The organism is Ideonella sp. (assembly GCF_036277275.1).
GTDB lineage: Bacteria > Pseudomonadota > Gammaproteobacteria > Burkholderiales > Burkholderiaceae_C > Ideonella.
This window is the reverse complement of the sequence record NZ_DASUNH010000070.1, coordinates 1-10,609: the sequence shown is the minus strand read 5'-3', so window position 1 is coordinate 10,609 and position 10,609 is coordinate 1. Positions and strand designations below refer to the sequence as shown.

Annotated in this window: 10 protein-coding genes; 6 read left to right on the top strand and 4 right to left on the bottom strand. The window is 69.7% G+C overall.

Annotated elements, in window-relative coordinates:
• Together VFY73_RS12540 and VFY73_RS12535 are read right to left on the bottom strand one after the other, a co-directional pair.
• Positions 1-200 (bottom strand): DUF3034 family protein (locus VFY73_RS12540; protein WP_329719157.1); only part of this gene is annotated, 200 nt, incomplete at its 3' end.
• Between the two features lie 146 nt (positions 201-346).
• On the bottom strand, positions 347-1,627 hold the full coding sequence (locus VFY73_RS12535) for a DNA polymerase IV (protein WP_329719155.1): 1,281 nt from the start codon (positions 1,625-1,627) through the stop codon (positions 347-349).
• A gap of 236 nt (positions 1,628-1,863) precedes the next feature.
• Between VFY73_RS12535 and VFY73_RS12530 the strand changes: the two genes are divergently transcribed.
• The 3 genes from VFY73_RS12530 (at position 1,864) to VFY73_RS12520 (ending at position 5,298) form a co-directional block, all read left to right on the top strand.
• Complete coding sequence (locus tag VFY73_RS12530) at positions 1,864-3,105, top strand: DUF5666 domain-containing protein (protein ID WP_329719153.1); 1,242 nt, start codon at positions 1,864-1,866, stop codon at positions 3,103-3,105.
• A 103-nt stretch (positions 3,106-3,208) separates the two neighbouring features.
• Entirely contained in the window at positions 3,209-4,096 is an 888-nt protein-coding gene (locus VFY73_RS12525; protein WP_329719151.1) for a DUF6502 family protein, read from the top strand.
• Positions 4,096-5,298: a DUF5666 domain-containing protein gene (locus VFY73_RS12520; protein ID WP_329719149.1), complete on the top strand. Its 1,203-nt coding sequence runs from the start codon at positions 4,096-4,098 to the stop codon at positions 5,296-5,298. Before VFY73_RS12525 ends, VFY73_RS12520 begins: the two co-directional genes overlap by 1 nt.
• A 36-nt stretch (positions 5,299-5,334) precedes the next feature.
• On the opposite strand, the gene argH is transcribed toward VFY73_RS12520, so the two are convergent.
• Positions 5,335-6,768, bottom strand: coding sequence for an argininosuccinate lyase (argH, locus tag VFY73_RS12515; RefSeq protein ID WP_329719147.1), 1,434 nt, complete (start codon positions 6,766-6,768; stop codon positions 5,335-5,337).
• Positions 6,769-6,950: 182 nt separating this feature from the next.
• On the opposite strand from argH, the gene VFY73_RS12510 reads away from it, so the two are divergent.
• The 3 genes from VFY73_RS12510 (at position 6,951) to VFY73_RS12500 (ending at position 10,138) form a co-directional block, all read left to right on the top strand.
• Positions 6,951-7,991 (top strand): sensor histidine kinase, encoded by a 1,041-nt coding sequence (locus VFY73_RS12510; RefSeq protein ID WP_329719159.1) that lies wholly within the window; start codon positions 6,951-6,953, stop codon positions 7,989-7,991.
• 142 nt (positions 7,992-8,133) lie between these two features.
• Positions 8,134-8,913 carry a LytTR family DNA-binding domain-containing protein gene (locus VFY73_RS12505; RefSeq protein ID WP_329719145.1) on the top strand — a complete coding sequence of 260 codons (780 nt, stop codon included), beginning with the start codon at positions 8,134-8,136 and terminating at the stop codon, positions 8,911-8,913.
• Positions 8,903-10,138 (top strand): hypothetical protein, encoded by a 1,236-nt coding sequence (locus VFY73_RS12500; RefSeq protein ID WP_329719143.1) that lies wholly within the window; start codon positions 8,903-8,905, stop codon positions 10,136-10,138. The genes VFY73_RS12505 and VFY73_RS12500 overlap by 11 nt, the downstream gene beginning before the upstream one ends.
• A gap of 196 nt (positions 10,139-10,334) precedes the next feature.
• Here the strand turns inward: VFY73_RS12500 and VFY73_RS12495 are convergent.
• Positions 10,335-10,609, bottom strand: a 275-nt coding sequence (locus VFY73_RS12495) for a phosphoenolpyruvate carboxylase (protein ID WP_329719141.1), incomplete at its 5' end; no start/stop codon positions are given.

The window sequence follows — 10,609 nt, the reverse complement described above, 5'->3', positions numbered from 1 at the left end:
GCGTAGCTGGCGGTGACGGCCCACGGGGTCAGGCCGCCGCCGGCGGCGCCGTCGATCGTGCTGACGCCACCGGTCAACAGCAGCTTGCCGTTGCCGTGGGTGATCGGAGGTGAGGGCGGGGAGGGTTCTTCGGCGTGGGTGGTGCCGGCCATGAGGGCCAGCGAGGCGGTGAGGGTAGACAGCAGGCGGTGTCGGGTCATGCGTGATCGGGATTTCAAAAAGGGATGAAACCGATGGCGAGTGGGAGGCTCACCGCGGACCTACGTCAACTGCGCTCGATTGGATGCATGCCGAATCCCCGGTGTGGGCCCTTTCGAGCGCCACGCGGCGGCCGGTGTGCCATTGTTCACGCGGCTTCGTCTGCCGGGGGCTCGAACAAGGGCAGGTTGTAGCTGGCGGGTGGCTCTTGCGCCACGGTGTCAGGCGTGGCCGGCTTGGCCCGGCGGGCCGGGGCTGCCGCGGCGCGCGCCTGCCGCGCCTCCCATTCGCCCGGCGTCATCAGCTTGCCGCCGCGCACGCCCAGAAGGCGCAGGCGCCGGCCGAGGTCGACCCGCTTCAGGCATTCGCCGGCGGCGCGGCGGATGGCGGTGGCGTCGGCGGTCGGCGCGGGCAGTGTCAGGTCGCGGGTGACGATTTTGAAGTCGTCGAAACGCAGCTTGATGCCGATGGTCTGCGCCAGGTAGCCCTTGCGGGTCAGGTCCCTGGCCAGTTGGCTGCACAGCTGGGTGAAGATCTCGCCGAGCTCGGCCTTGTCGCGCTTCGCATGCAGGTCGCGGTCGAAGGTGGTTTCGTGGCTCATCGAGACCGGCTCGCCGTGGGTGACCAGCGGTCGGTCATCACGGCCCCAGGCGGCGTCGTTGAGCCAGGCGCCGTAGCTGCGGCCGAAACGCTCGATCAGCCAGCCGCGTTCGCGCTGGGCGATGTCACCGACGGTCTGGATGTCGAGCTCGGCCAGCCTGGCGGCGGCCTTGGGGCCGATGCCGTTGATCTTGCGGGCCATCAGCGGCCAGATGCGCGTCGGCAGGTCGTCCATCGTCAGCACGGTCAGGCCATCGGGCTTGTCCAGCTCTGATGCGATCTTCGACATCAGTTTGTTGGGCGTGACGCCGATCGAGCAGGTCAGGCCACCGGTGGCTCGCTTGACGTTGTTCTTGATCTCCAGCGCCAACGCGCGCACACCGCCCAACGGGTCGTGGCCGACGGCATCTTGCGCGCCGGGCACGTCGGTCAGGTCGATGTAGATCTCGTCGATGCCACGGTCTTCGATCACCGGCGCCAGCTCGGCCACTGCGGCCTTGAACTTGCGCGAGTAGAAGCGGTACTGCTCGAAGTCGACCGGCAACAGCACGGCGTTCGGTGCCAGCGCCGCGGCTTTCATCGTGCCCATCGCCGAGAAGACGCCCATCGCCCGGGCTTCGTAGGTCGAGGTGGTGATCACGCCGCGGCCGGTGTAGTCCTTCAGCAGCGAATAGCGGCGCGTGCCGTCGGACAGCAGCTCGGGCTGATGCCGCCGCCCACCGGCCACGACGACCGGTTTGCCGCGCAGATCCGGGTAACGCAGCAGCTCGACTGACGCATAGAAAGCGTCCATGTCGAGGTGGGCGATGAGGCGGCGGCGTGTCGACATACAGGAGGGACTGTATGGATTATCAGTACGAAAGCTGTCGCTGGACAGAGGGCGCCGCGGAATGTGCACCGACCGGCTGAGCGCTCGGGCGCAGGAAACGAGACGGACTTCTCTTGAAATGTGCTGATTGCACATTTATAGTGAAGGCGTGCCGAGGGCGGGATGGATCGATGTACGGATCAGCCGGCCTGCGCCTCTGTCGCTTGTCCATGCCTGCTTGTCGAAGGAGCCCTCAGATGTCCCGCCACCCTGTCAACCTGATCACCTGTGCCTTGGCCGCCATCGGCCGCGGCGTTCGCCGGCTGCCCGCGGCCGGCAGTGGCGCCGTGCTGGCTGCCGTGCTCGTCGCTTGCGGCGGCGGTGGAGGCTCCACGCCGCCCGACAACAACCCGCCGCCTGCGGCGACGTCGTTCACCAGCGGCACCATCAGCGGCTTCGGCTCGGTGATCGTCAATGGCGTGCGCTTCGACGACAGCAGCGCCGAGGTAGTCGACGACGACGGCGAGCGCCACAGCCAGGACGATCTGGAGCTTGGTGCGCAGGTCGAGATCGAAGCCTCGACTGTTGACCGCGCGAGCGGCCAAGGCGTGGCCACCCTCATCCGTATCGGTAGCGAACTGGTCGGTCCGGTGTCGGCGGTCGACGTGGCCAGCCAGCGCCTGACGGTCCTCGGGCAGCAGGTGGAAGTGGGGGCGCGCACCGTCTTCGACGATCAACTGACCGGGGGGCTGGCCGGTATCAGTGTCGACCAGGTGCTCGAAGTGCACGCCCGGTTCGACGCGGTGCAAGGCCTGTACCGCGCCACGCGCATCGAAGCCGCCGACGCGCCGTCGACGTTCAAGCTGCGCGGCCCGGTGGCGGCGCTGGATGCGGCCGGCCACACCTTCCAGATCGGTGCGGCGACGATCAACTACGCCAGTGCGGCGGATGTGACGCCGCAACTGGCCAACGGTGTTCGGGTGCGCGTGCGGCTGCAGACGACCCCGACCGCCGGCCAATGGATCGCAACGCGCGTGGACAGCGGCGAGCGCGAGCACGAAGACCATGACGACGCCGAGATGACCGGGCTGATCACCGCCTGGACCTCGGCCACCCAGTTCAGCCTCGACGGGCTGGCCGTCGATGCCCGCAATGCCGCCTTCCCGGACGGTCAGGCCGGTGTCGTGCTGGGCGCGCAGGTCGAAGTCGAAGGCGCCATCGTCGGCGGCGTGCTGGTGGCCACCAGCGTGCATGTCGAAGACGAGGAGCAGGAGCACGAGCGCGGCGAAGACTACGAACTGCACGGTGCGATCACCGCGGTCGACGCGCTGGCGCACACCTTCACGCTGCGCGGGATCGTGGTCGCCTACAACGAGACCACCGAGTGGCGCGACCTGGCCGACTCCGGGCTGGCCGTCGACGTGAAGGTCGAGGTCAAGGGCAACCTGGCGGCCGACGGCACCCGCCTCGACGCGACGCGCATCTCGCTTGAGGATTGATCGGTAACGCCCGCCCGGTTCGGCGCCGACAGGTGTCAGCCGGGCGGGTTAGTATTCCGCCTGGGCAAAGCGCACATTTCGTGTCGATCGATGTCCTGGCCCGATGTCCGAACCCACCGAATCTCCCCTGCCGCCGGATCAGCAAGCCGTGCTGGAAGCCGTCAACGCCTTGCTGGCGCCGCTGGCTCGCCTGGCCGTGGCCCGGGGCGTGCACTTCAGTGAAGTGGAAGAGCGGCTGAAGACGGCGTTCGTGCAGGCGGCGCGCGAGGCCCACCCGAGCGGCCTGCCGCACCGCCAGGTCAGCCGGATCAGCACGGCCACCGGCATCAACCGGCGCGAGGTGACCCGGCTGGTCAATGCCCACCTGGAGCAGGCCCGGCCGCGCCGCTCGCTGGCTGGCGAGGTTTACGCCCACTGGCTGACCAACCCGCTGTACCGCGACGTGGCCGGCCAGCCGAGTGCCCTGCCGCGCCAAGGCCCTCGGCCCAGCTTCGAGACGCTGGCGCGCGAGATCACCAGCGACGTGCACCCACGTAGCCTGCTGAGCGAAATGCAGCGCCTGGGCTATGCGCAGTGGAGCGAGTCCACCGACGAAGTGGTGCCCGTCAGGGACGCCCTCGTGCCGCGCGGCGACCTGCCGCGTTCGCTGCGCATCCTGGGCGCCAACGTGGGCGGCCATCTGTCCGGCGCGGTGGCCAACGTGCTGGGCGACGGACGCCAGCATTTCGAGCAGGCCATCGTCGCCAGCGGCGTTCCGTTTGACGCACTTCAAGCCGTGCGGCAGTTGGTGGCGGCCCAATGGAAGCTGGCTTTCGACAGCCTGGTCCCCGCGCTCGAACGCCTGATCGACGCGGGCGGCGAGGCTGGCCGAGCCACCGATTCCTCGACCGAAGCAGCGCAGCGCGTGCTGATCGGCCTGTACAGCTACCACCAGCCGGACCCGGCAGCGCCGCCGCAAGGCGACCCGCCGCCCCCGGCAGGAGACTCTTGATGACCCGTTGGATGCGTTTTCTGACCCCCTCGACAGGCCGTGTCCTGGCCGGGGCATGGCTGGCCGTCACCGCGGCCTTGTTGCAGGCCTGCGGCGGCGTCGAAGGCCAGGGCACCGGCTCGGCGGCTGCCTACAGCGAAGGGCCGATCACCGGCTACGGCTCGATCATCGTCAACGGCGTGCACTTCGACGAAAGCCGGGCCGACATCAGCGACGATGAAGGCCACCCCCTGACGCCGGACGACCTGAAGCTCGGCATGACGGTAAGGGTGGATGCCGGCGCCATCGACCAGGGTACGGCGGTGGCCACCGCGGTGCAGGTGGGCAGCGACCTGATCGGCCCGGTCACCAGCAACGACCTGCTGGCCCACAACCTCGGCCTGCTGGGCCAGACGGTGCGCGTGACGGCGTCGACGGTGTTCGACGACGCATTGACAGGTGGCCAGGCCGCCGTGACGCTGGGCAGCACCTTGCAGGTGTTCGCGATCCTCGACCCGGTCAGCGGCGTCTACGCGGCGCAGCGCATCGAGCTGAAGGCCGCCCCGTCTGCCTACAAGCTGCGCGGCGTGGTGAGCCAGCTCGACAAGGTCCAGCACACCTTCCGCGTGGGGGGGGCCAGCTTCAGTTATGCCCAGGGTATTGCCCCGGCCGACCTGGCCAACGGCCAGACCGTGCGGCTGCAGTTGCAGACCCAGGTCGACGGCAACGGCCGCTGGGTGGTCACCCGCTTCGACGACGGCCGCTCGCGCCCGGCCGAGGGCAGCGAAGCCGAGATCGAGAGCGTGATCGCCACGTTCACGTCGAATGCCAGCTTCACGATGTCCGGGCTGACGGTGAATGCCGCGTCGGCCCGCATCGAGCCGGCCGGTGCCACGCTGGCAGCCGGCCTGCGCGTGGAGGTGGAGGGCACCATCAGCGCCGGCGTGCTGGTGGCCACGAAGGTGGAGGTCAAGGGCAGCGGCGACGACGGTGGCGACGACGACGGTGGCCGCGACCTCGAGTTGGGTGGCCGCATCACGCAGCTGGACACGCTGGCCAAGACCTTCGTGCTGCGCGAGCAGGTGGTCGCCTACGCCGGCGCCCAGTTCGACGACAACCGCAGCGAAGCCGACCTGGCCAACGACAAGGAGGTGGAAGTGCGGGGCCGCCTGTCCGCCGACGGCACGGTCGTGCTCGCCGAGCGGATCAAGATCGAAGACTGAAGCACCACCGGCTGCGGGAAGCCGCCGGTGTCCGGATCACGCCCCCAGGCGTGCCCGATGCCGCTCGATCTGCGCCCGGGCCTGGTTCGGCGCGGTACCGCCGATCACGTTGCGCGCGTTCAGCGAGCCGGTCAGGCTCAGCACCTCGAACACATCGTCGCCGATCGAGGCGTGGAAGCCTTGCAGCGTCGACAGCGGCAGGTCCGACAGGTCGACGCCGAGCTTCAGGCCCTCTTTCACCGCATGGGCCACCACCTCGTGCGCATCGCGGAACGGCAGGCCCTTCTTGACCAGGTAGTCGGCCAGGTCGGTCGCGGTGGCGTAGCCGCGGCGCGCGGCCTGCTGCATCGCCTCGGCCTTCACCTTCAGCCCACCGCTGCGGGTGCCGTTGGCGTCGACCTCGCCACCGACCATCTCGGCCATGATGCGCAGCGTGTCCTTGACCGTGTCGACGGTGTCGAACAGCGGCTCCTTGTCTTCCTGGTTGTCCTTGTTGTAGGTCAGCGGCTGGCCCTTCATCAAGGTGATCAGGCCCATCAGGTGGCCGACCACGCGGCCGCTCTTGCCGCGCGCCAGCTCGGCGACATCGGGGTTGCGCTTCTGCGGCATGATCGACGAGCCGGTGCAGTAGCGATCCGACAGGTCGATGAAGCTGAAGTTCTGGCTCATCCACAGCACGATCTCTTCGGCGAGCCGCGAGACGTGGATCATCACCAGCGAGGCGAACGCGCTGAACTCGATCGCGAAGTCGCGGTCGCTGACCGCATCGAGCGAGTTCTGGCAGACGCCGTCGAAGCCCAGCGCGTGGGCCACGCTCTCGCGGTCCAGCGGGTAGCTGGTGCCGGCCAGCGCGGCGGCGCCCAGCGGCAGGCGGTTCACGCGCTTGCGCACGTCGGCCAGGCGTTCGGCGTCGCGCGCGAACATCTCGACATAGGCCAGCATGTGGTGTGCAAAGCTCACCGGCTGCGCGACCTGCATGTGGGTGAAGCCGGGCATCACCGTCTCGGTGTGGTGCGAGGCCACGGCCAGCAGCGCACGTTGCATGTCGGCCAGCAGTGGTGCGATCTGGTCGATCTCGCTGCGCAGCCACAACCGCACGTCGGTGGCGACCTGGTCGTTGCGCGAGCGGCCGGTGTGCAGGCGCTTGCCGGCGTCGCCCACCAGCTGGGTCAGGCGGGCCTCGATGTTCAGGTGCACGTCCTCGAGCTCGGCCTTCCAGATGAACTCGCCGTTCTCGATCTCGGCCTTCACGATCGCCATGCCGCGCTCGATGTCGGCGACGTCCTGCGTGCTGATGATCCCCTGGCGACCCAGCATCGCCGCGTGGGCCAGGCTGCCCTCGATGTCGGCCCGCCACAGGCGCTGGTCGAAGAAGACGCTGGCGGTGTAGCGCTTGACCAGCTCGCTCATCGGCTCGGAGAACAGGGCCGACCAGGCCTGGGACTTCTTATCCAGCTGATTGCTACTCATGAGGCGCCTGCGTTGTGGGTAGGAGGTGATAGGGAAACCACTGATTCTAGGAGTCATGAGGGTCGCTGGCGCGGCCAAGAAGCGACGGGCCGCTCCCGAGCTTGACCCCCTCGGGGGGGCGGGCCGGGCAACGCCTGGACCTGGGGGCTCCTAGTCCAGCCAGAATGGCCCCCGTGAAACGCATGCACGACACCGGCGCCAGCACCCTTTTCGATGACTTGCGCGAGGCGGTCACCGCGCCGGACCTGACCCAGGAAGCACTGCAACTGTGCCGCAGCGGCACCTTGCTGCGTGCCATGTTGCTGGTGATCGTGGTGCTCGGCGTGGGTCTGCTGTTCGGCGCCCGCGGCCCGGCCAGTTGGCTCGGCGAGTTGTCCGCCGCCGCGACCGTGGCGGTGCCGGCCACCTTGCTGTGGGTGCTGATGGCCTGCGCCGCGCGGCATCTGATCGCCCGTGCTGCCCCGCTGGTGCAGGTGGCCGCGGCGTCCGCATTGGGCGCGGTGGCGGCACTCGTGCTGTGGTGGCCGATGGCGGCGGTCGACATGGCGCCTGGCAGCACCCATGCGGTCGCGCCGGCGCTCACCGGCGCGCTGCTCGCCGCGCTGGTGTTCCAGTCCGAGCGCTGGCGCCAGCGAGCCCGCCTGCCGGCCGCCGCCGCGGCACGCCTGGCCGACCTGCAGACCCGCATCCGCCCGCACTTCCTGTTCAACACGCTCAACACCGCGATCACGCTGGTGCAGCTGGACCCGAAGCGTGCCGAAGAGGTGCTCGAGGACTTGTCGGACCTGTTCCGTGCCGCACTCGGTGCGCTCGACCAGGCGACCACCGTCGGCGCCGAGATCGAGTTGTCGCGCCGCTACCTCGCGATCGAGCAACTGCGCTTCGGCCGCCGGCTCGACGTCGAATGGGACCTCGACGCCAACGCCGCGACCGCCAAGCTGCCGCCGCTGGCCCTGCAGCCGCTGATCGAGAACGCCGTGCGCCATGGCATCGAGCCGGCCGACAAGGGCGGCACGATCGAGATCCGCACCCGACGCCGGCGCGACCGGGTGCTGATCTCGGTCACCAACACCGTGGCTGCCGGCCCGTCTCGGCCAGGACATGGCATTGGAATTGCCAGCGTGCGCGAGCGCCTGCGCCTGATGCACGACCTGGATGCCGACTTCCGCTGCGGCCTGACCGAGGATGGACGCTTTCGGGTGAGCATTGGCCTGCCTTCGTGACCACACCCGGACCCGGAGTACCGGGTTCACCCTCCGAGAGGGTGCGCGGCCGCTCCGGAGCGGCCGAGCGCTGGCCGCGCAAGGATGCCGCGCCGTCCCGGTGTACCGTTGGCCGCGCCTCACCTTCCACCGACAATGCCCCATGGACCGTTTGCGCGTACTGATCGTCGACGATGAACCACTGGCCCGCATGCGGCTGCGCAGCCTGTTGGCTGATTGCGTGCGCCCGGCCGCCACCGTGGTCGACGAGGCCGGCAGCGCTGCCGAAGCCCTGCACGCGCTGGCGCGCCAGCCGGTCGACGCGGTGCTGCTGGACATTCACATGCCGGGCATGGACGGCATCAGCCTGGCGCGCAAGCTGCGCGAGCAGTCGTCGGCGCCCGCAGTGGTGCTGGTGACCGCGCACGCAGAGCACGCGCTGCAGGCCTTCGAAGTGGATGCGGTGGACTACCTGACCAAGCCGGTTCGGCGTGCCCGGCTGCAAGAGGCGCTGGGCCGCGTTGAACACCGGCTGGGGCGGACGCCGATACCGCCCCCGGCCACCAGCGCGAATGCGGTCGAAGCGCCCACGCTGGTCGTCAGCGACCGTGGCCGGGTGTTGCGCATTCCGGTGCCGGAGGTGGTGTACCTGCGCGCCGAGATGAAGTACGTGACGCTGTGCACCACCAAGCACCGCTACGTGCTGGACGACGCGCTGACCGACCTCGAACAGCGTCTGGGTGATGCGGTGGTGCGTATTCACCGCAGCATGGTGGTCGCGAAGTCGGCGGTGCGCGCGCTGGAGCGGCGCGTGCTGCCGGGCGCGGAGAGCGAGGAGGGCGGCGAGAGCTGGGCCGTGCAGGTCGAGCCGAGCGGCGAGTGGCTGGCGGTATCGCGGCGCCAATTGCCGCAGGTGCGCGAGGTGCTGGCGCGTGCCGGTTGACGCCTCGGTGGCCCCGCCCTGGCGGCGCCGCGTGCGCTGGTGGGTGCTGGCGGCGGTGGTGGTGGTGGTGCTGGGCCTGGGGGCGGCGGCGCTGCGCGGACGTCAGCCGCCGCCGGAGGCTGCCGACGAATCGGTGGTGCAGGCCTTGTCCAGCGTGGCCCAGGCGACGCAGCGGGCGGTGATGGACCACCAGGCGTCGCCATCCGAAGCCGCTGTTGGTGCGAGCGCAGCCTCGGCATCGCACGCGGTGCCGGCAGGCCCGATCGACCCCGGCTGCCCACCACAATGGCGGGCGCTGGCCGGCAAGCCGGCCGATGCGATCGACAAAGTATTTCGGCAGATGCGGCCTGCGGCATTGGCCCACGCCGGGCAGTTGCTGGCCTCGTCGCCCGAGGCCTTCGAGCGCATTACCGGCCGCCTGTTGACGGCGCGCTCGCGCGATGTCGACGGGCCGCCGGATGCCGACACCTATCTCGCGCTGGTCAGCGAAGCCTTGAGCAGCAACGACCCGCGCGTGGCGGCACTGGCCACGCAGCTGTGCGACACCGCGCCGCCCGAGCACGCGACCGCCTGCTCGTCGATGTCCGCCGCGCGCTGGGCTGCGATCGACCCCGACAACGTGCAAGCCTGGTTGGCCGTAGCCGCCGAGGCACTCGAGCGCTCGGACATCCGCGCCGCGCGCGAGGCGCTGGGCCGCGCGGCGCAAAGCCGCGGCAGCCGCCTGATCTGGAGCGACCTGATGCCCTTGTCGAACAGCACGGCGCTGCAGAGCCTGCCGCCGGTGGAGCGCCAGGTGCTGGCGGCCGATCTGATCGGCGTGGGCGGTCTGCTGGTCAACAACGGCTTGCTGGCGATCTCGCGCCTGTGCTCGACCGACGCACTGACCGCCCCCGCGCGCCGCCAGGAGTGCAGTGCGGTGGCCGGGCTGATGATCGAGCATGGCGACACCTTGATGGAACATGGCATCGGCATCGGCCTGGCGCGGCGCAGCGGCTGGCCGATCGACCGTGTCGATGCGCTGGCCGAAGAGCAGCGTGCCTTGAGCGAAGCCTTTGCCGACGAAACCAACTTCGGCTTCGACCAGCCGGGCCCGATGACGATGGGCCAGGCCTGTGAGACCTACCGCCGCGTCGAAGCCTCGTTCGCGCTGGTCAGCAATGGCAACGAGATGCAGGCCGCGCGTCGCGCATTACAACGGCAGCAGGCAACCTCCGCACCGAAGTAGCAGTCGGCGCGCGCAGCGCCGCCGCCCATCAAGTGGCGTGCGCGGATCCGGCTCTGGCGGTCCGCTGTGCGGTCTTGCAGACCGCGGCCGGCCACGGGCCCGCCCCTTCGCCAGGCACGAAAGGTCCACTGGACCTTTCGTGTCCGGGCTCAGCCCCCTCGGGGGCAGGCCCCCGGAAGGGGCCGTGGGGGTCAGTTCATCCAGTATTCCGCAAGCCCGCCGCGATGCCGTTGATCGACAAGTGGATGCCGCGTTGCACGCGGTCGTTGGACGGGTCGATCGCCTCCCCCTTCGGTCGCTTGCGGTAGCGCCGCATCAGCTCGACCTGCAGGTGGTTCAGCGGATCGAGGTACGGGAAGCGGTGCTCGATCGAGCGCGCCAGCGACGGGTTCGATTCGAGCCGGCGCTTCTCGCCGGTGATCAGCGACAGCGCGGCGTCGGTGCGCTGCCACTCCGCCTCGACCAGCGCGA

Bases quoted from the DNA above. Each gene is read 5' to 3' on its own strand.
- VFY73_RS12510 (WP_329719159.1), top strand. From the start codon at position 6,951: ATGCACGACACCGGCGCCAGCACCCTTTTCGATGACTTGCGCGAGGCG.
- argH (WP_329719147.1), bottom strand. From the start codon at position 6,768: ATGAGTAGCAATCAGCTGGATAAGAAGTCCCAGGCCTGGTCGGCCCTG.
- VFY73_RS12525 (WP_329719151.1), top strand. From the start codon at position 3,209: ATGTCCGAACCCACCGAATCTCCCCTGCCGCCGGATCAGCAAGCCGTG.
- VFY73_RS12535 (WP_329719155.1), bottom strand. From the start codon at position 1,627: ATGTCGACACGCCGCCGCCTCATCGCCCACCTCGACATGGACGCTTTC.
- VFY73_RS12505 (WP_329719145.1), top strand. From the start codon at position 8,134: ATGGACCGTTTGCGCGTACTGATCGTCGACGATGAACCACTGGCCCGC.
- VFY73_RS12520 (WP_329719149.1), top strand. From the start codon at position 4,096: ATGACCCGTTGGATGCGTTTTCTGACCCCCTCGACAGGCCGTGTCCTG.
- VFY73_RS12530 (WP_329719153.1), top strand. From the start codon at position 1,864: ATGTCCCGCCACCCTGTCAACCTGATCACCTGTGCCTTGGCCGCCATC.